This is a genomic window from Pseudomonas sp. SBT1-2 (genome assembly GCF_028640875.1).
Taxonomy (GTDB): Bacteria; Pseudomonadota; Gammaproteobacteria; order Pseudomonadales; family Pseudomonadaceae; genus Aquipseudomonas; species Aquipseudomonas chlororaphis_I.
Window position 1 is genome coordinate 43,325 of the sequence record NZ_JAQZAA010000120.1, and the last position, 18,864, is coordinate 62,188.

Below are 18,864 nucleotides of genomic sequence, written 5' to 3' on the forward strand. Positions count from 1 at the left end.
CGCAGGCTGCGATGGTCCGGGCCACGCTGGTCGCAGGACCTCCGGCGCGCCCAAGAGCGGCGCCCGCTTCGCGGTCGATCGCAGCCTCGCGGTGCTCGGCAGCGGCTACAGGGTATGGAGCTCGATACGCTGGGGAATCAATGAACGTGCTCTTCGTGCCCCTGTTCGTGGAAGCCGGCCTGTTCGACCTGGACCGTCACATGGGAGATATCGAAGCGCTCGTGCATCAGCTCGGTGACCTCGGCGAGGATCTGCTGTTCGCTGCGCCGCCCCAGGTCGGCCACCAGGTGTGTGCTCATCACGTTCTTGCCGCTGGTCAGGGCCCACAGGTGCAGGTCGTGCACCTCGGTCACCCCGTCGATGGCGCGGATGCCCTGCTCGACCTCATCGATATCGATGCCGTCCGGCACGCCTTGCAGCAGCACGTTCATGCTCTCCCTGAGCAGCATCCAGGTGCGCGGCAGCACCCAGAAACCGATGGCCGCCGCCACCAGCGAATCGACCCAGCCCCAGCCGGTGTACATGATCACCAAGGCTGCGACGATCACGCCGATGGAGCCGAGCATGTCGCTCCACACTTCCAGGTAGGCGCCCTTGACGTTGAGGCTTTCGGCGCTCGCCGAGGCCAGCAGGCGCATGGAGATCAGGTTGACGATCAACCCTAGCACCGCGATTACCAGCATGCCCGTGGACTGGATTTCCGCCGGCGCGGACAGGCGTTGCCAGGCCTCGAACAGGATGTAGAAGGCGACCACGAACAACAGGATGGCGTTGAACGTCGCGGCGAGAATCTCGAAACGTGCATAACCGAAGGTGCGCTTGCGATCGGCCGCGCGCTTGCCGACCTGGATCGCCACCAGGGAGATCGCCAGCGCCAGCGCGTCGGTCATCATGTGGGCGGCATCGGACAGCAGCGCCAGGCTGCCGGTGATAAAGGCGCCGATCACCTCGGCGATCATGAAACTGCCGGTCAGCCCCAGGGCCATCCATAACGTGCGTTCGTGTCCGGCCCGAACCTGTCCGTGACTGTGCCCTGCGCCCATGAAAGCCCCCGCCTGTGAAAATCGTCGTGGCTGATGATAGCCGGCCTGGGCGGCGCACCCCGGCAAAATGACGCAATGGTCATGCCGCTGCCATCTGAGCGTTATGCGTAACGGCTTTCAGCGCCCCAGGCGCGCCATCACCGCGAGCATGCCCGGGCGCTGGGCGGCCCACTCTTCGCGGGTAATGCCGAGCAGTATCACATCGATGCGCTGGCCGTCCTTCTCGACGTTCTGCCGGCGCACGCCCTCGAGGGTGAAACCGAACTTCTGGTGCAGGCGGATCACCGCCTGGTTCAGCGCCAGCACCTCGCAGTTGAGCTTTTCCAGGCCGGCCGCGCCAAAGGCATGGTCGAGCAACCAGAATTCCAGCTGGCTGCCCAGGCCCTTGCCCTGCAAGCCGCTGTCCAGGTAGAAGGCCCAGTCGGCGCTCTTGTGCAGGGCATTGATCGCGTTCAGCGACACCACGCCACAGGCGGCTCCCTCTTGCAGCACCACGAACACCGACTGCCGCGGATTGCCCACCAGCGAGTCGAGCCAGGCACGGTGTTCGGCCTCGGAAATCTCGTGGGAGGTGTACATGTACTTGCGCACGTCCGGCTGGTTGCGCAGCTCGCGCACACGCGCCTGCACCTGTGCGCAAGTTTCGAGTATCGGCACGACCTGCATGCGGGGCTCCTGGTCTGAAACAGATGCCGCACAGCCTAGGGGCAACGGTGCCCGGCGGCAATTCAAAAGATCCCGCTACCCGGCGCGGACTTGCGCCGGCGCAGCGCATGCAGGCCCAGGCACACCAGGCTGGTGCCGAACGCCATGATCAATATGCCCTGCGGCGTCTCGCGCTCGCGGCGGCTGTCCAGGCATTCCATGGCGTTGGCGCATTGCGCGATGCACAGCTCCTCGCCATCGAGGGTGCAGCTCAGCACCGCATCGCGCAGGTGGGTGAAGCTCAGCGTGCGCCCCAGGATCTGGTCATGGCCGACGTTCAGATAGGTGATGCCACGAACCACCTTGAGCCGGGTGTATTCGCCACTGTCCGCGTCCTCTATCAGCATCCCGCCACGGTCGGCATACAGCACCTTGCCGCTGAGGGATTCGATGTTGGCACCCTCCAACCCATAGTCGACAAAGTTGAAGATCCACAGCTGAAGCAGGGTCATGAACAGGCCAATGGCAAAGGACAACCATGCCGCCTGCAGCAACGGGGGCAGCGTGGAGAAATCACGCAGGGAACAAAGGACGGACCGGATCAAGGCAGCTCCCGAAAACTGGCGCGTGGACCGCGCGCTTTTTTTCGAGAGATTAGCGGGTAAATGGGCCTTGGCTAAGCACAACATTCAACGGTATTGGCCGGGTTAAACCGCAGGCTGGCGGCGAAGGCTCTAGCCCGCGCGCGCCGGCGCCTGCAGGTATTTCCGGAGGTGAAAATTTTTCCCCTGTGGGAGCGCTCGCCTGCTCGCGAAAGAGCCTCAGGACCCCGCGCAAACCCCAGGCACCGCACTCCCCGTCAGCCTCGGCATGCGCGCCCCGAAATACCCGGCGCTGATGACCCCGACCGCGCCCATTACCGCGCAATACATCACGCAGATCCACGGGCTCCAGGGCATCAGGCCGATCAGCAGCAAGGGCGTGGTGCTCGCCCACAGCGCGTAGGCGATGTTGTAGGTAAAGGAGATGCCGGACACGCGGATCCGCGCCGGAAACAACCCGACCATCACCGACGGCACCGCGCCCACCACGCCACAGCCGAGGCCGGCGATGGCGTAGGCCAGGCCGACCCAGTCGCCGCCGCCGATCAGGCAGCCGTAGAGCAGGCCGATGCCCAGCGGCAGCAGCAGGCTGTAGAGCATCACCGTGCGCCAGGCGCCGATGCGGTCGACGACCAGCCCGGCCAGCACGCAACCGAGATTCAGGAACACGATGCCCAGGCTGCTCAGGGCGAAGGTGTGGCTGGCGCTCATGCCGAAGGTTTTCTGCATCATGGTCGGGGTGATGACCACGAACACCACCACCGCGGAGGTCAGCACGCAGGTGAGAATCGCCGCCGGCAACAGCGCCAGGCGATGCTCGCGCAGCACGGTGCGCAACGGCAGCTCGACGGCGCTGTCGCGCTGCTCCTGCATGGCCATGAACACCGGGGTTTCGCTGAGCCAGCGGCGCAGCCAGACGCCGATCACGCCGAACACCCCACCGAGCAGGAACGGATAACGCCAGGCGTGATCGAGGATTTCCGCCGGGGTGAAGAGTTGCGCCAGCAGGGTCGCGGTCAGCGCGCCGATCAGGTAGCCGAAGGTCAGCCCGGCCTGCAGAAAGCCCAGGGCATAACCGCGATGGCCGGCCGGCGCGTGCTCGGCGACGAACACCCAGGCGCTCGGCACCTCACCGCCCACCGCCGCGCCTTGCAGCACCCGCAGCGCCAGCAGCAACAGCGGCGCGAAATAACCGATCTGCGCATAGGTCGGCATGATGCCGATCAGCAGGCACGGCAGGGCCATCATCAGGATGCTCAGGCTGAACACCTTCTTGCGCCCCAGGCGGTCGGCGAAGTGCGCCATGAGAATGCCGCCCAGCGGCCGCGCCAGGTAACCGGTGACGAAGATCCCGAAGCTCTGCAACAGTCGCAGCCACTCGGGCATTTCCGGCGGGAAGAACAGCTGGCTCAGGGTCAGGGCGAAAAATACGAAAATGATGAAATCGTAGATTTCCAGGGCGCCGCCCAGTGCCGCCAGGCCCAGGGTCTTGTAGTCGGACCGGGAAAACGGTGCCGGCCGCGCGTCAGGGGAAAAGGACATAAGGCCACTCGATCTTGGGCAGAATTCAAGGCGCCCATGGTCTACGCAAACGCCGCGAGGGACAACTGCAACACCCTCCTGGGTCGGTTTTTAGGGTTTTCCTGTGCATTGAATCGGCGCCGCGGACGCCAATAATCGGCGACTTTCCCACCCGCAACAGGAAAGCCGCCATGAGCATCCATACCCGCAGCAAACGCCTGACCGTGCCGCAACTGGTGGCCATGAAAGGCCAGCAGAAGATCGTCTCCCTGACCGCCTACACCAGCCACATGGCGCGGCTGATGGACCCGTTCGTCGATTTCGTGCTGATCGGCGACTCCACGGCCATGGTCGGCTACGGCCGCACCTCCACCCTGGACATGAGCCTGGAAGAGATCATCGGCCACACCCGCGCCGTGGTCGCCAGTACCCGGCTGGCCTGCGTGATCGCCGACATGCCGTTCGGCAGTTACCAGGAATCGCCGCAACAGGCCTACCGCAACTGTGCCGAGGTGCTGGCGCGCACTGGCTGTGATGCGCTCAAGCTCGAAGGTGGACAGGCCCTGGCGCCGACTGTGGAGTTCCTGGTGCAGCGCGGGATTCCGGTGATGGCCCATATCGGCCTGATGCCCCAGTACGTGAATGTCATGGGCGGCTTCAAGGCCCAGGGCCTGAACGACACCACCGCCCAGGCCATCGAGGCCGACGCCCGCGCCCATCTCGAAGCCGGGGCATTCAGCCTGCTGCTGGAAGGGGTAGCGGAAAACCTCGCGCGGCGCATCAGCGACTTCTCGCCGATGCCGACCATCGGCATCGGTGCCTCCCCTGCCTGCGACGGCCAGGTGCTGGTGACCGAAGACCTGCTGGGCCTGGGCGGGCCCCAGGTGCCGCGCTTCGTCAAACAGTACGCCGATGTCGGCGCGCTGATCAGCCAGGCCTGCGAGCAGTTCGCCGCCGAGGTGCGCGACGGCCGCTTCCCCGAGGCGCGGCACTGCTACGGCGTTTGATCGATAACCCGGGCCAGCCGTTGCACGGCGCCGGCGATGTCCTGGCGCCAGTCGAGGGTGAAGCTCAGGCGCAGGTGATGGCGCCATAGCCCTTGCTGGCTGAACATCTGCCCCGGGGCGATGACGATGCCCTGGCCCAGCAGCTGTTCATAGACCTGGGCCATATCCACCGGGCGCGTGGCCTCGGCCCACAGGGTCGCGCCGCCGGCCGGGGTGACCACGCGCAGCTGCTCGGCGGCGTGTTCGGCCAGCAGCGCCTGCATCTGCCCCATGCGTTCGCGCAGCAGGCCACGCAACTGAACCAGATGCTGATCGACACGGCCGCTGCCCAGCAGCTTGGCCACGGCCTTCTGGCGGATCGGCGACAGGCGAAACGCGCGCTCGAGAAAATGCCGCTGCAAGCGCGCGCCCTGGCCCCGACACAGCACGTAGCTGAAGGGCGCCTCGGAACCGATCAGCTTGTCGAAGGTGGAAAACACCAGCAGCCGCTCGGGATCGGCGTAATCGCGATACCGCGCCGGCTCCGGGGTGAAGCAGAACTCGCCATAGCTGTCATTTTCCAACAGCCAGATGCCGCGCTCCCCCAGCCAGCGACACAGCTGCTGTTTGTCCGCCGCGGGCATCAGGCTGCCGTGGGGTGTATTCAAGGTCGAGGACAGCAGCGCCAGGCGCACCGGCTCGCGTTGCAGCACCTCATGCAGCCGCTGGCGATCGAAACGCCCTTCGGCATCCAGCGGCAGCTCGATCACGCGGATCTTCGCCGCCTGCAATTGCCGCAGGATCGCCCAGGAACAAGGCGACTCCACCAGGGCAACGCTGCCATTCAGCTCCAGGGCATCGAGGGACAACGCCAGCACCGCGCGCAGGTCGGTGCCGAGGAACACCTGTTCGGCCTGCCAGTAATCCGTGGTCGAGCGGGTGTAACGCTCGGCCAGCGCCGTGCGCAGCTCCGCCTCGCCAAACGGCTGGTACAGCGGCGCCTGGGAGCGCGGGTACTGGCGCACCAGCTCGCGCTCGGCCGTCAACAGGGGATTGTCCAGGGACAGCAACATCGCCGGCGCATCGCTGCACAGCGCCAGCATTCCGGGCTGGCGGGCGTAGGCATAGACCCTGTCCAGCAAGTGCGTATCCGGCGCCAGCCCTGGCGCCGGCACGGGGCGACTGAAGTAGCCCTGCTTGGGCCGGGCGTAGATCCGCCCTTCATCTTCGAGCAAAGCGTAGGCGTACTTGGTGGTGGAGACCGAGACCTTGAGGCGCTGGGCCAGGGCGCGCAATGACGGCAGGCGCTGCTCGGCCGCGCTGGCGCCGTCCAGCCACTCCACCAGGTAGCGGTAGACGGCCTGATAGGCGAAAGGCGTTTCGCGGCTCACCGCTTCAGGCGCCCTTGGCCAGGGCGATCGCCGCCTGGATCGCCGCGCGGGCCTGGGGGCTGTTTTTCCAGCAGCTGGAGCCGACCAGGGCCGAGGCCTGAGTGACGATATCCAGGGCATCGGCCCGGGCCAGCTGGGCGAGGGAGTCGATGCCCAGTTGTTCGAGGCGGGCGACCACGGTTTCGCCGACACCCTTGACCTTGAGCAGCGCCTGGCGTTCTTCGAGCGGGAATGGCATGTACTTCAATCCTTTGCAGTGGGTACCAATTGCCGCATTCTTGCACAGTTTTCGGCCGCCCCAGCCTGAGGCGACCGACCTCCTGACAATCATAAAAAGACTTGAGGTATCGACGTGTCCACAGACATTGAAGACAGCCGTTCCGCCCGTTTTGCCCTGCGCTGCTCGAACTGGGCCGAGCGCTGGTTCCCCGACTCCTGGGTGTTCGCCGCGCTGGCGGTGGTCATAGTCGCCCTGGCCACCATGGCCATGGGCGCCAAGCCCACCGACACCGCCATGGCCTTCGGCGACGGCTTCTGGAGCCTGATCCCCTTCACCATGCAGATGGCCTTCGTGGTCATCGGCGGCTATGTAGTCGCCAGCTCGCCGCCGGCGGTGAAGCTGATCGACAAACTGGCGCGCATCCCGAAGAACGGCCGTTCCGCCGTGGCCTGGGTAGCGCTGATCTCCATGGTCGCCTCCTTGCTCAACTGGGGCCTGTCCCTGGTGTTCGGCGGCTTGCTGGTGCGCGCCCTGGCCCGGCGTACCGAGCTGCGCATGGACTACCGCGCCGCTGGCGCCGCGGCCTACCTGGGCCTGGGCGCGGTATGGGCCCTGGGCCTGTCGTCGTCCGCCGCGCAATTGCAGGCCAACCCCGGCAGCCTGCCGCCGTCGATCCTGTCGATCACCGGGGTGATTCCGTTCACCCAGACCATCTTTCTCTGGCAGTCCGGCGTGTTGCTGCTGGCCTTGATCGTGGTCTCGCTGGTCATCGCCTACGCCACCGCGCCCGGCCCGAACTCGGCGCGCGACGCCAAGGCCTGCGGCATCGATCCGAGTTTCAGCATGCCCAAGCCACAACCGCGCACCCGCCCCGGCGAGTGGCTGGAATACAGCCCGCTGTTGACCATCCTGCTGGCCTTGCTGGCGGCCGGCTGGCTCTACCACGAGTTCGCCACCAAGCCGGCGATCACCGCGATTTCCGGGCTCAACACCTATAACTTCCTGTTCCTGATGCTCGGCGCGCTGCTGCACTGGCGCCCGCGCAGCTTCCTCGAAGCGGTGGCCCGCGCCGTGCCGACCACCACCGGGGTGCTGATCCAGTTCCCGCTGTACGGCTCTATCGCGGCCTTGCTGACCGTGGTCAAGGGTGTCGACGGCCAAACCCTGGCCCACCACATCTCGACCTTCTTCGTGCAGATCGCCTCCCACGACACCTATGCGCTGCTGATGGGCATCTACTCGGCGGTACTGGGCTTCTTCATTCCCTCGGGCGGCGGCAAGTGGATCATCGAGGCGCCCTACGTGATGCAGGTGGCCAATGACCTGCAATACCACCTGGGCTGGGCGGTGCAGATCTACAACGCCGCCGAGGCGCTGCCGAACCTGATCAACCCCTTCTACATGCTGCCGCTGCTGGGGGTCCTGGGGCTCAAGGCGCGGGACCTGATCGGTTTTTCCTTCGTCCAGTTGCTGGTGCACGCGCCGCTGGTGCTGGTGCTGCTGTGGGCATTGGGCACCACGCTGAGCTATATGCCACCCGTGGCGCCGTAATCTTTTGCGGGCGGCTCGTTTCTCTGCGGGAGCGAGCTGGTTCGCGACAGACTGCGCAGTGGTCGCAAAAGCTGCCACCGCGCTTTACCTGAAGAAAATCATTGCCCGGATGGATGCCATCGCGGGCAAGACTCGCTCCTACAGAAGCAGCTCTACACGCTTTCCAGCCTCCCCCTACTATCTTCTAAGCCCCGTCCCAGAGCCTTTTCTGTAGTCTTTCCGTCATATTCGGTTGCTACCGTGCAGCCGAAATACTTTGTTACGAATTGATCGAAAGGTAATCAGGGACCCGGCATGAGCGACGAACACTCGAAAGACCCAGAACATTCCCAGGCCACTGAGCCCCCCACCGACAACAGCCGCCGGCGTTTTCTCGGCGGCGTAGCGGTGCTGGGTGTCGGCGCGACGCTCAGCGCCTGCGGCCATAACGACCCGGCGCCGGGCAAACCGGTGGAACGCCCGCTGTCGCCCGCCGAGCTGGACCGGGCCCTGCGCGACAACGTGAAGAACGTGGTGGTGATCTATGCCGAGAACCGCAGCTTCAACAACCTGTTCGCCGACTTCCCGGGCCTGGAAAAACCGCTCTCGGCCCTCAAGCCCACCGACTATCAGCAGCGCGACCGCGACGGCAGCCTGTTGCAGACCTTGCCGCCGGTCTGGGGCGGTGTCGCCCAGGTCGGGCCCCAGGCCCTGGATGGCGTGACCTACCCGGTCGGCACCCAATACCAGGAACACCTGCCCAACGCACCCTTCGCCCTCAAGGGCCCCGATGGCCAAGACCTGCCCCTGGGCCTGGTCACCCGCGACCTGTGGCACGTGTTCTACCAGAACCAGATGCAGATCAACGGCGGCAAGAACGATGGTTTCGTCGCCTGGGCCGACTCCGGCGGCCTGCCCATGGGTCATTACGCCCAGAGCCGCTATGAGCTGCGCCTGTGGGATGTGGCCCGGGAGTTCGTGCTGTGCGACAACTTCTTCCAGGGCACCTTCGGCGGCTCGTTTCTCAACCACCAGTACCTGATCAGCGCCGCCGTACCGTTTTATCCGGATGCGGCCAATTCGGTGGCCAAGCCGCAGATCGCCACCCTGCAGAGCGACGACCCGCTCGACAGCCGTCTCAAGCCGCTGGAGCAATCCCCGGCCAGCGCCATGAGCGGCCCGCCGCAATTCGGCCCGAGCCTGCTGACTCCGGATGGCTACGCGGTCAATACCATGGCCCCGCCGTACTGGCCGACCTGGATCCGCGACCCGCAGCGCCCGGCCTATGCCAAGGCCGACCTGCCCAATGTGCTGGTGCCGCAACGCCACGACACCATCGGCGACAAGCTCTCGCGCAAGGACATCGACTGGGCCTGGTACGCCGGCGCCTGGCAGGTCACGCTGGACGCCTACAAGGATTCGGCGGGGATTCCGAAGATCCCCAACTTCCAGTACCACCACCAGCCGTTCAACTACTTCGCGCAGTTCGGTCCCGAGCAGCCGAACGAACGCAACCACCATCTACGCGATGCGGGCCTGGGCGATGAGTCGGGCAGCAACCGCTTCCTCGCCGATGCCGAGGCCGGCAAGTTGCCGCCGGTGGCGTTCTACAAGCCCCAGGGCAACCTCAACATGCACGCCGGTTATGCCGATGTGGCCGCGGGCGACCGGCATATCGTGCGCGTCCTGAAGGTGCTGCGCGAAAGCCCGCAGTGGCAGAACATGGTGGTGATCGTCACGGTCGATGAAAACGGCGGCTGGTGGGACCACGTCGCCCCGCCCAAGGGCGACCGCTGGGGGCCGGGGACGCGCATCCCGGCGCTGGTGGTGTCGCCGTTCGCCCGCAAGGGCACGGTGGACCATACGGTGTACGACACCGCGTCGATCCTGCGGCTGATCACCCGGGTGTTCCAGCTCGAACCGCTCGACGGCCTCAAGCAACGGGACGCGGCGATGACCGCCCGGGGGCAGGCGCCCATGGGCGACCTGAGCAATGCCCTGCACTTCCCGGCCTGAACCGGCGGCAGCGGCCGCCCGGGCGGCCGTTTGCGGGTGCAGAAATGAAGATTTATTCCACCTTTTTCCTTGTCACCCGCTACTGTTTCAGGGTGGAACTTACCTCGCCCAGACGAGGCCTACGCTGACAAGGAGCCAAGCATGAAACTCACAGGATTGTCCCTTCCCCTCGCCGCCCTGACCCTGGGCGGCCTGACCCTAAGTAGCCTGACCCTGAGCACCGCAGCCCAGGCCAACGTCGATCTGAAGCTGGGCAACACCCAGCGTGTCACCCAGCTCTTCTCCTACCCCAACAACTGCAACGTGATCTGCTTCCGCAACTGGACGCTGGAACAGACCGTCGAGCACTACCTGACCCAAAGCGTGAAGCGCGATGGCTACAGCACCGCCAAGGTCAAGGTGAAGACCGATAACAACCAGCTGTACGCCAACATCAGCGGTGTGCCGAAGGACTATGGCAAGCCGCTGACCGCCCTGCTGGATGCCGGCGACCTGGCCTACAAGGGCGCCAGCAAACTCAACAGCGACGGCAAGTGGACCTACAGCTGGTACCTGTTCCTGCCCCTGGGCATGGCCCTGGAAAACCGCAAGAGCGTCGAGCTGCTGCACTTCCCGCCGGACTACTCGCTGACTCAAGCCCAGGACTACCTGAGATCGGCCACCACCGACCGCTGGGCCACCCTGCTCACCACCAATGGCATTCCCACCGAGCAGACCCCGGGCTACCAGACCATCATCGACATCGCGCCGATCGCCGCCCCGGCCACTGCCGGCAAGGACCTGGAAGGCGTCTACGGCTACTTCCAGGACTACCAGACCACCATGGTCAAGCAGGTCAGCCAGAACGCCAGCGGCGGCGCCCTGCCGATGGTGGCCTTCGGCGCGCCGGTGCGTAACTGGATCAAGCAGCAGTACGGCGCCACCGTGAGTGTGCTGGGCCTGGCGCAGATCAGCCCGAGCGCGGGCCTGAAGGTGCCGGTGCTGGGTTCCAACCACCCGAGTTACATCTGGTACGCGGCGGACCCGGAGAACTACGACGGTGACGAGGCCAAGGCCGATGCGGCCGGCTTGAAAGTGATGGGGCAGGACCTGAGCGCCGCCTGCTGGCAGGCCGGGATGGGCAGCAAGCCGGGCAGCGATCCGGCGGCACAACTCAAAAGCTGCACACAGAACTGGCAGGTGGCCAACAAAGAGCAGACCTGCGCTCTGTTCTACACCTCGATCCGTAAGCTGACGCCGGAGCAGGCCCAGGCCAAGTGCGCCAGCGAGCCGGTACAGACCCAGCTGAAACAGTTGAAGGCGCCGGCACCGTCGATGAGTACCGAGGCACCGCCGCATATCTGACGGATAAGCGGTAACGGCTACATCCCCATCGCGAGCAAGCTCGCTCCTACAGAACGGCACATCGCCCGTAGGAGCGAGCTTGCTCGCGATGGGTTTTCAGCGCCTCAGAGCGCCCCGACCGGACGCAGGCGGTACTGCGGCGGCAGTTGCTCGAAGCCACTGATGGTGGCGTTCAGGCTCTTCCAACGGCCGTCCTTGATGCCATAGATGCAACCGTGGATCGACAGGCTCTGCCCGCGATGCCAGGCATTTTGCACAATGCTGGTGTGGCCGACGTTGGCCACTTGCTGGATCACGTTCAGCTCACAGAGGCGGTCGACCCGCTCTTCCTCGGTGGCCAGTTGCCCCAGCACTTCGCGATGTTCGTAGTACAGGTCGCGAATCGAGCGCAGCCAGCCATCGATCAGGCCCAGCTGGCGATCCTGCATCGAGGCGCGCACGCCGCCACAGCCGTAGTGGCCGGTAACCAGGATGTGTTTGACCTTGAGCACGTCCACCGCGTACTGGATCACCGACAGGCAATTGAGGTCAGTGTGCAGCACCACGTTGGCCACGTTGCGGTGTACGAACAGATCCCCGGGCAGCATGCCAACGATCTCGTTGGCCGGCACACGGGCGTCCGAACAGCCGATCCACAGGTATTCCGGCGTCTGCTGGCGAGCCAGCTTGGAGAAGAAGTCAGGATCTTCCTGCTTGATCGCTTCGGCCCAACGCTCGTTGTTATCAATCAGGTCTTGTAGTTCGTTCATGCTGTGAAACCTCAGGATTGATGCGTTGCTATGACAGACGACCGTCTATCGGGGTCACGCGCGTCTATGCAGATACCGCTTATCCACCCCTTTGAATCTTGCAGGGTCTGGTGGGTCCACTCTTTAAGCCCGAAAGTATGAGCAACCGTCATGACTGAATCACGACGTCCCTATGGTGCGCCTCAGCCCGAGCCCATCGACGACAACGAAGACCGCATGGGTTCCATGGAAGAGCTGGACTTCGATGAAGAAGAACCCGGCGCCAGGGTCGGCGACCCTGCTTCCAGCTCTGTGGAGCATCGTACTCCCCACCGGCACATCCATGGCTCCAGCCTGACCGGCAACGCCGACGAGGAGCCCAACGACGATGAGCTGACCCCGGAAAACCTGATCCGCGAAGACGGCGCCCGCTCCGCCCATGAAGCCGGTGAAGACCAGCCGGCCGACTGGGACCTGAGCATTGTCGATGAAGACGATATCGGCGGCGGCAATGGCCTGGACGAAGCAGAACTGGCCCATAGCGACCCGCTGGACGGCAAACCCTGACCCGTCTGCCCTACGTAACGGGTTGATACTTCGTCAATCGACCAGGGTGCAGGCCATCACCAGCGCATCTTCGCGCCCGCCTGTCGCCGGATAGTAATCCCGGCGACGGCCGACCTCGTTGAAACCGTAGCGCTCGTACAGCCGATAGGCGGTCTGGTTGCTGGAGCGCACCTCGAGGAAGCACTCACGCGCGTCTTTCTGGTAAGCACGCTTCATGAGCTCTTCCAGCAGGCGCAGGCCCAGGCCGCGGCCCTGGTTTTCCGGCTTGACGGTGATATTGAGCAGGTGGGCTTCGTCGATGATCACCTGGATCACCCCGTGGCCGACCTGCTGGCTGCCTTCGAACATCAGCCAGACTTCATAGGACTTCAGGGCGTCGGTGAAAATGCCGCGGGTCCAGGGATGGCTGAACGCCGCGTATTCGATTTTCAGGATGGCATCCAGATCCGCCTCGGTGGCCTGGCGGAACGATAAAGCGTCACTCATTGCTACTTTTCCAACGCGCCATCAGCCGACGCATGGCTTGCCAGACATCAGCCTTACGCTGTGGCTCTTCCATTAATAATTCCAGCCCGGGCAGCGCCCAGGCCGAGCCCAGGCCTTCGACCTGGAGTTCACGGTTGTAGGCTTGCGCATCGGCCTCGCCCGCGAAACGTACCGCCGGCAGGCCGATCAGCCACAGGCAGACGCAAGGTTCTTCTTCGACCCGCGCCCCGACAAAGGCCTGGACGAAATCCCGCGCCGCGTCCGGCCCCTGGTCGAGGTTGCCGCGGGTCAGCATCGGCCAGCGCACCGGCTCGGCGAGGATCTGCGGGCTGTCCGGCAGGCCGGCGGCGCGCAGCATGTCCTTGAGCAGCAGGTAGGCCGGGTCGCGGCTCTGGAAGGCTTCGCCTGTGGGTAACTCCACCAGCAGCAGGCAACGGCCGGCGCGCAGCAATTGCAAGGCGAAACGCGGTGGCGGCACGGGCGGGGCCTTGACCGGTGCCGGGGCCTCCTCCGCCTCCTCCACGGGCTTGCTGACCGGACGAACGGCAGCGCTGCCGGGACGCGGCACTTCGATTTTCGGTCGTTCGGCAGGCTTGGCCACAGGCTCGGCAACCGTTTTGGCCACAGGTGCAGGGGCTGCCGGGGCCTCGACCACGGGCTCGGCAATCACCAGCAACTCGGGACGGGACGGCGCCGCAAAGGGCAATTCGGTGCGCGGCAGCCAGCTGACCACCTGCATGGCGGACAGATAAGCGCGACGGCGGGACTCGATAAGCAAAGGTCGGCCACTTGTGGATAACTGAAGTGGGGGGATTCTACCGTCCTTCGTCGAAGATCGCCCGCAGTTGATTCGCCACAAAAAACGCCCGTCCAGCCCATGACAGGACCGAGGGGTGAATCGTCAGCCTTCCGATGCAGTACAATCGCCGCTTTTCATTGCCAACCAGCCGGCCATTCCGATGATCGAACCCAAGCGCGTGTTGCGCGCCCTCGCCGAACACTGGGCACTTCTGGAGCCACTGTGCGAGCACTTCGACCAAGGCACCCTGAGCCTCGCCGAACTGCGTTCACAGCTGGCCGCACAGCAAATTGACAGTACGCCACAGGACATTACCAGCCTGCTGGATGTATGGATCCGCCTGGATATCCTGGTTCCGGTGGCGAAAAGCCCGAACCGTTTCGAGCTCAACGCGCAGATCCACGACTTCCTCGCCTACCTGCGGCGCGAGCACCGCCTGGGCCTGTGCCTGGAAATCGAAGCCTACCTGCGCCACCTCGAGCGCCTGGCCGGTTATATCCAGGACGCCTTCGACATCCGCGACGGCCACGACCTGGCCCGCCAGCTGCGCCTGCTGGACATGCGCGTGCGCGATGTCCTGAAAAAGCTCGCCAACGACGAACAGGCCCTGGTGGCCGTCGCCGAGCGGGCCAAGACCAGCGACCGGCAGATCCCCCTGCGCCAGCGGTACGCCGAGGTACTGGCCACCTGGGACGAATACGTCGAACCGATGATCCAGCTGGTGAACGCCGACGGCGCCTTCGAGCAAGGCGTGCGCAAGGTCGAGAACGTGCTGCTGCGCATGCTCACCGAACAGCAGCGCCTGGGCCAGCTGGTGGACGACGACATGCTGCTGCGCACCCACGCGCGGATCCTGGAAATGCAGACCAGCGCCCAGCTGACCTTGCGTCACGCCCGGGAACTGCTGCTGCCGCTGCGGGAAGAAGCCCGCCGGCACAACGCCGTGACCCGTGGCGCGGCCCTGGCCCTGTCGGCCATCCGCCGCAAGGGCATCGACGCCGTGCCGCAAGCGGCCATGCCGCTGTTCACCCGACCGCAGAGCACCTTCCTCGGCAGCTCCGGCCAGGTCGAGGCCTATGTCTACGCCCTGGCCAGCTTCGAGCCGAAGCCGACGCGCTTCCCCAAGGCACACAAGAGCCACAAGGGCGGCGATGCGCCACGGGCGCCGCGCACGGTGCGCGAGATGCTCGACCGCTGCGAAGACGCGCTGCCGATGCCGGACCTGATGACCTGGCTGCTGGAGCAGGAACCGGACGGCGCCACCGACGAGCTGCTGTACTGGTTCTCCCGCCTGTCGCGGGAAAAACGCTTCAAGCGCGAGCGTCTGGAACGCCGCGACTACCACACCCACGAGCACCAGGTCAGCCTGCGCTCCTTCGCCCTGCTCTCGGCCCGCGATGACGTCACCGAGAATTCTGCGAGCACTCCCCATGCATCTTGATCTTTCCGAACTGTCCCAGCTGGCGCCGATCTTTCGCGAGCTGTTCAAGGGCTATCACATCAGCCGCCGTGACCCGGAGCTGTATTCCCAGCTGTCGAACTTCCAGGACCAGTACCGCACCCTGTTCAAGGCCCTGGGTTTCGAACTGGTGTGCGACACCCGCGGCTTCTACTACTTCGTGCCGGAGAACGCCGCCGCCCAGGTGAACAAGACCGCCCAGCGCCTGGCGCTGTTCACCTTCATCCTGGTGGAACACCTGGCCGACCAGGGCCGCGACCCGGTCGCCGTGCTCGACGGCGGCAGCCTCGCCCGCGACGAACTGCCGTCGTTGCTGGAGAAGTACCGCGACCTGTTCATCCAGGCCGAAGTACAGACCCATGAAGAACTGGAAGAAAAAATCATGCGGCGCATGACCCAACTGGGTTTTGCCGGCGAGGAGCCGGGCATCTACCGCTTCCTGCCGCCGATGCACCGCTTCCTCGACGTCTGCCTGTCGGTGCAGCAGGACCGTGACCTGGCCGCCAGCCTGCACAGCGTGCTGCCGTTGCCGACGCCGGTGCTGATCGACGAAGACAGCGACGAAAAACTGCTGCAGACCGACGATCCGCTGGACCTCAGCGAATTCGTCGAGTCCGAAGAAAGTGAAGAAGACGCACTGGCCCGCGCCATTGCCGAAGAACAGGAGCTCGACGCATGAGCAAGGAACGCTACGGCATCCGCCGCTTTGCCCTTTTGAACACCGCCGGCTACAGCCTGGGCCTGTTCCCGCTGGAAGAGCCGCTGTCGGTCTACGGCGCGAACAACCTGGGTAAGTCGGCTTCGATCAACGCCCTGCAATTCCCGATCCTGGCGCGCATGTCGGACATGAGCTTCGGCAAGTACAGCCTGGAACAATCGCGGCGCTTCTACTTCGCCACCGATACCAGCTACATCCTGGTGGAAGTGTCCCTGCCCCATGGCCCGCACGTGATCGGCGTGGCCGGACGCGGTCCGGGCGGCAGTTTCGGTCACCAGTTCTTCGCCTATGCCGGCTCGCTGGACCTGGCGCATTACCAGAAGGACGACACCTGCCTGCGACTGAAGGAGCTGTTCACCAACCTTGAGCGCCAGGGCCTGAAGGCTTATGAACTCAAGCCGGATGAACTGCGCCGCTTGCTGGTGGGCGGGCATACCTCGATTCCGCTGGACCTGACCCTGATCCCGCTGCGCTCCACCAGCGAACAGAGCCTGAAAACCTTCCGCGCGCTGTTCATCAACCTGCTGCACATGCGCGAAATCACCGCGGCCAAGCTCAAGCAACTGTTCCTCGACGCCTTCGAGCACAGCCTGCGCTCCGGCAGCGTCGACTACATCGCCGCCTGCGAAGAAGCCTTCCGTGATGTGCGCCGCATGGAGCAGGACTACAACTCGCTGGTGGCCGCAGGCCCCCTGGTGGAAGCCCTGGGCAACGGCGTGAAGCAGCGCGACATCCTGCGCGGCAAACTGCATCGCCTGTCGCCGCTGCTCGATTCGCTGCTGGGCACCTGGTCCGACTACGCCAGCGCGCGCAAGGAAGAGCTGACCGTCCAGGCCGAGCACTACCGCAACGAACAGGACGCGCTGCAGAACGACCAGCGCAGCAGCACCCAGGAAATGATGCGCCTGGAACGGGAAATCACCGGCACCCAGCGCTGGCTCGGCGAACTCTCGGTGCTCAAGCACCGCTTCGCCCTGGTGGACGACGTCAAGGTCCTGGAGCAGCAACTGCTGGCGGCCAAGGATGCCCACGACGAACTGGCCGGCGCCCTGGCCCAGTCCCGGCAGTTCTCCGCCGAAGACCTGGAAGAGCGCTTGCGCGACCTGGAAAAACGTCTGAAGTCGGTCAAGCAGCAGCTCGATAACGCCGACAACAACAGCTATGCACGCCTGCGCGAGGAGTTCTCCCAGCAGGACGTCGAGCGCCTGATGCGCCTGTTCAACAGCCAATTGTTCAGCCTGCCGCTGGGCGAACACGGCATCGCCCTGGACGAGAACGGCGACTGGGTCAAATCCGTGGAGCTGATTCTCGACGGTTTCAAGGGCGAGCGCTTCGAAGTGCCGGGCCTGTCCATCGACATTTCCCACATCGAACCGCCGGCCTTGCAGGCCCTGGCGGACCGCGCAGCGCTGCGCGACCAGAAAGAGCGCCTGGACAAAGAACTCAAGCAGCTGAAAACCCAGGCCGCGGTGGCGGCCGACCGCGCCGCGAGCAAGACCCAGACCGAAGCGCTGTACCAGCAGGTGCTGGATGCGCAGAAAGCCCTGGAAGATTTCCGTCGCGCACAGACCCTGAGCGCCGAGGAAGGCGAGAAGCTGGAACAGCTGGCGCAGATGGAAGCCGCCCAGGACGAACTCAAGCGCTCCAGCGACGCCTTCACCGAACGCGTCCAGCAGCTGTCGGCCAAGCTGCAACTGGTGGGCCGGCAAATCAGCGACATGGAAGCCAAGCAACGCACCCTCGACGATGCCCTGCGCCGCCGCCAGCTGTTGCCGGCGGACCTGCCGTTCGGCACGCCGTTCATGGAGCCGGTGGACGACTCCATGGACAACCTGCTGCCCCTGCTCAACGACTACCAGGACAGCTGGCAGGGCCTGCAGCGGGTCGATGGCCAGATCGAGGCGCTGTACGCCCAGGTACGCCTCAAGGGCGTGGCCAAGTTCGACAGCGAAGACGACATGGAGCGCCGCCTGCAACTGCTGATCAACGCCTATGCGCACCGCACCGACGAAGCCCTGACCCTGGGCAAGGCGCGTCGCGCAGCCGTCACCGACATCGCCCGGACCCTGCGCAACATCCGCAGCGACTACGACAGCCTCGAGCACCAGCTGGCGCTGTTCAACCGCGAGATCAACAAACGCCAGGTGTCCAACCTGCAGAGCTTCCGCATCGTGCTCGCGCCGAACAAGGAAGCCCTCAAGCACATCGACCAGATCATCCACAGCGCCGGCCAGTACGAGGAAGGCGAGACCCTGTCGGTGTTCGACCTGAGCCAGAGCGCCGAGCAGGACAACAAGAACGAAGAGGCCAAGGAATACCTGGCGCGCCTGGTAGCGGCCAACCATAACCAGTTGGGTCTGAAGGACCTGTTCGAGCTGGCGTTCGAGATCACCAAGGTCAATGGCCAGCCGGTGATCCACACCGATATCGATGGCGCGGCGTCCAACGGCACCACCATGACCATCAAGGCGCTGACCAACATGTACCTGTTGCTGCACTTGATGGATCGCGAGCAGGCCGGGCGCATTCGCCTGCCGTACTACCTCGACGAGGCCGCGGACATCGACGAGAAGAACCAAGCAGCGCTGCTGGAAACCAGTCTGCAACTGGGATTCGTGCCGATCCTGGCCAGTGTGAAGCCGCAGGTCTCGGCCCAGGTCGCCATCGACCTGGAAGGCGGCAGCGGCCCGAACGGTATCTACATCGACGAGGCGGACTGGAAGTACATCCGTCGTCACGATCAGGTCAAGGCCACCCGGAACGTCGAGCCGGAAGCCGAGGCGGAGCTGGACGAGGTGTAACCCGCCCG

At 64.9% G+C, this 18,864-nt stretch carries 17 protein-coding genes; 8 read left to right on the plus strand and 9 right to left on the minus strand.

Annotation, left to right across the window (positions count from 1 at the left end):
- Window positions 1–137 precede the first annotated feature (137 nt).
- The 4 genes from PVZ78_RS31435 to PVZ78_RS31450 form a co-directional block, all read right to left on the minus strand.
- Window positions 138–1,043, minus strand: coding sequence for a cation diffusion facilitator family transporter (locus PVZ78_RS31435; protein WP_273829794.1), 906 nt, complete (start codon window positions 1,041–1,043; stop codon window positions 138–140).
- Window positions 1,044–1,160: 117 nt separating this feature from the next.
- Complete coding sequence (gene pseH / locus PVZ78_RS31440) at window positions 1,161–1,709, minus strand: UDP-4-amino-4,6-dideoxy-N-acetyl-beta-L-altrosamine N-acetyltransferase (protein ID WP_273829795.1); 549 nt, start codon at window positions 1,707–1,709, stop codon at window positions 1,161–1,163.
- Window positions 1,710–1,771: 62 nt separating this feature from the next.
- Window positions 1,772–2,224 carry a hypothetical protein gene (locus PVZ78_RS31445; RefSeq protein ID WP_257372508.1) on the minus strand — a complete coding sequence of 151 codons (453 nt, stop codon included), beginning with the start codon at window positions 2,222–2,224 and terminating at the stop codon, window positions 1,772–1,774.
- A 285-nt stretch (window positions 2,225–2,509) separates the two neighbouring features.
- On the minus strand, window positions 2,510–3,832 hold the full coding sequence (locus PVZ78_RS31450) for an MFS transporter (RefSeq protein WP_041984137.1): 1,323 nt from the start codon (window positions 3,830–3,832) through the stop codon (window positions 2,510–2,512).
- A gap of 170 nt (window positions 3,833–4,002) precedes the next feature.
- Here PVZ78_RS31450 and panB point away from each other — a divergent pair, with 170 nt between their 5' ends.
- Window positions 4,003–4,818 (plus strand): 3-methyl-2-oxobutanoate hydroxymethyltransferase, encoded by an 816-nt coding sequence (gene panB / locus PVZ78_RS31455; protein ID WP_038575781.1) that lies wholly within the window; start codon window positions 4,003–4,005, stop codon window positions 4,816–4,818.
- On the opposite strand, the gene PVZ78_RS31460 is transcribed toward panB, so the two are convergent.
- Together PVZ78_RS31460 and PVZ78_RS31465 are read right to left on the minus strand one after the other, a co-directional pair.
- Window positions 4,806–6,188, minus strand: coding sequence for an aminotransferase-like domain-containing protein (locus tag PVZ78_RS31460; RefSeq protein WP_273829796.1), 1,383 nt, complete (start codon window positions 6,186–6,188; stop codon window positions 4,806–4,808). The genes panB and PVZ78_RS31460 overlap by 13 nt on opposite strands.
- 4 nt (window positions 6,189–6,192) lie before the next feature.
- Complete coding sequence (locus PVZ78_RS31465) at window positions 6,193–6,426, minus strand: hypothetical protein (protein ID WP_009050862.1); 234 nt, start codon at window positions 6,424–6,426, stop codon at window positions 6,193–6,195.
- Window positions 6,427–6,540: 114 nt separating this feature from the next.
- Here PVZ78_RS31465 and PVZ78_RS31470 point away from each other — a divergent pair, with 114 nt between their 5' ends.
- The 3 genes from PVZ78_RS31470 to PVZ78_RS31480 all read left to right on the plus strand — a co-directional run bounded on the left by PVZ78_RS31470 (window position 6,541) and on the right by PVZ78_RS31480 (window position 11,298).
- Window positions 6,541–7,959, plus strand: a complete 1,419-nt coding sequence (locus PVZ78_RS31470; RefSeq protein WP_053269933.1) for a short-chain fatty acid transporter — start codon at window positions 6,541–6,543, stop codon at window positions 7,957–7,959.
- A 294-nt stretch (window positions 7,960–8,253) separates the two neighbouring features.
- On the plus strand, window positions 8,254–9,954 hold the full coding sequence (locus PVZ78_RS31475) for an acid phosphatase (RefSeq protein ID WP_273829797.1): 1,701 nt from the start codon (window positions 8,254–8,256) through the stop codon (window positions 9,952–9,954).
- Window positions 9,955–10,095: 141 nt separating this feature from the next.
- Complete coding sequence (locus PVZ78_RS31480) at window positions 10,096–11,298, plus strand: hypothetical protein (protein WP_103331734.1); 1,203 nt, start codon at window positions 10,096–10,098, stop codon at window positions 11,296–11,298.
- Between the two features lie 104 nt (window positions 11,299–11,402).
- On the opposite strand, the gene can is transcribed toward PVZ78_RS31480, so the two are convergent.
- Window positions 11,403–12,047: a carbonate dehydratase gene (gene can, locus PVZ78_RS31485; protein ID WP_009050866.1), complete on the minus strand. Its 645-nt coding sequence runs from the start codon at window positions 12,045–12,047 to the stop codon at window positions 11,403–11,405.
- A 150-nt stretch (window positions 12,048–12,197) separates the two neighbouring features.
- On the opposite strand from can, the gene PVZ78_RS31490 reads away from it, so the two are divergent.
- On the plus strand, window positions 12,198–12,593 hold the full coding sequence (locus tag PVZ78_RS31490; protein WP_016703647.1) for a hypothetical protein: 396 nt from the start codon (window positions 12,198–12,200) through the stop codon (window positions 12,591–12,593).
- 33 nt (window positions 12,594–12,626) lie between these two features.
- Here PVZ78_RS31490 and rimI read toward each other — a convergent pair whose 3' ends face one another.
- A complete protein-coding gene (gene rimI, locus PVZ78_RS31495; protein ID WP_007930137.1) occupies window positions 12,627–13,079 on the minus strand; it encodes a ribosomal protein S18-alanine N-acetyltransferase in 453 nt (150 codons plus the stop codon).
- Window positions 13,072–13,857, minus strand: coding sequence for a hypothetical protein (locus tag PVZ78_RS31500; protein ID WP_028684162.1), 786 nt, complete (start codon window positions 13,855–13,857; stop codon window positions 13,072–13,074). The genes rimI and PVZ78_RS31500 overlap by 8 nt, the downstream gene beginning before the upstream one ends.
- 181 nt (window positions 13,858–14,038) lie before the next feature.
- On the opposite strand from PVZ78_RS31500, the gene mksB reads away from it, so the two are divergent.
- Genes mksB through mksF form a run of 3 tightly spaced genes read left to right on the plus strand, consistent with a single transcriptional unit; the run spans window position 14,039 to window position 18,856 of the window.
- Window positions 14,039–15,319 (plus strand): Mks condensin complex protein MksB, encoded by a 1,281-nt coding sequence (gene mksB / locus PVZ78_RS31505; protein WP_038636868.1) that lies wholly within the window; start codon window positions 14,039–14,041, stop codon window positions 15,317–15,319.
- Window positions 15,309–16,016, plus strand: coding sequence for an Mks condensin complex protein MksE (gene mksE / locus PVZ78_RS31510; RefSeq protein ID WP_016703649.1), 708 nt, complete (start codon window positions 15,309–15,311; stop codon window positions 16,014–16,016). The genes mksB and mksE overlap by 11 nt, the downstream gene beginning before the upstream one ends.
- Entirely contained in the window at window positions 16,013–18,856 is a 2,844-nt protein-coding gene (mksF, locus tag PVZ78_RS31515) for an Mks condensin complex protein MksF (protein ID WP_009050871.1), read from the plus strand. Before mksE ends, mksF begins: the two co-directional genes overlap by 4 nt.
- The last annotated feature ends 8 nt before the right edge of the window (window positions 18,857–18,864 follow it).

Bases quoted from the DNA above. Each gene is read 5' to 3' on its own strand.
- panB (WP_038575781.1), top strand. From the start codon at position 4,003: ATGAGCATCCATACCCGCAGCAAACGCCTGACCGTGCCGCAACTGGTG.
- PVZ78_RS31490 (WP_016703647.1), top strand. From the start codon at position 12,198: ATGACTGAATCACGACGTCCCTATGGTGCGCCTCAGCCCGAGCCCATC.
- PVZ78_RS31450 (WP_041984137.1), bottom strand. From the start codon at position 3,832: ATGTCCTTTTCCCCTGACGCGCGGCCGGCACCGTTTTCCCGGTCCGAC.
- PVZ78_RS31475 (WP_273829797.1), top strand. From the start codon at position 8,254: ATGAGCGACGAACACTCGAAAGACCCAGAACATTCCCAGGCCACTGAG.
- rimI (WP_007930137.1), bottom strand. From the start codon at position 13,079: ATGAGTGACGCTTTATCGTTCCGCCAGGCCACCGAGGCGGATCTGGAT.
- mksB (WP_038636868.1), top strand. From the start codon at position 14,039: ATGATCGAACCCAAGCGCGTGTTGCGCGCCCTCGCCGAACACTGGGCA.
- mksE (WP_016703649.1), top strand. From the start codon at position 15,309: ATGCATCTTGATCTTTCCGAACTGTCCCAGCTGGCGCCGATCTTTCGC.
- pseH (WP_273829795.1), bottom strand. From the start codon at position 1,709: ATGCAGGTCGTGCCGATACTCGAAACTTGCGCACAGGTGCAGGCGCGT.
- PVZ78_RS31435 (WP_273829794.1), bottom strand. From the start codon at position 1,043: ATGGGCGCAGGGCACAGTCACGGACAGGTTCGGGCCGGACACGAACGC.
- can (WP_009050866.1), bottom strand. From the start codon at position 12,047: ATGAACGAACTACAAGACCTGATTGATAACAACGAGCGTTGGGCCGAA.
- PVZ78_RS31465 (WP_009050862.1), bottom strand. From the start codon at position 6,426: ATGCCATTCCCGCTCGAAGAACGCCAGGCGCTGCTCAAGGTCAAGGGT.
- mksF (WP_009050871.1), top strand. From the start codon at position 16,013: ATGAGCAAGGAACGCTACGGCATCCGCCGCTTTGCCCTTTTGAACACC.
- PVZ78_RS31480 (WP_103331734.1), top strand. From the start codon at position 10,096: ATGAAACTCACAGGATTGTCCCTTCCCCTCGCCGCCCTGACCCTGGGC.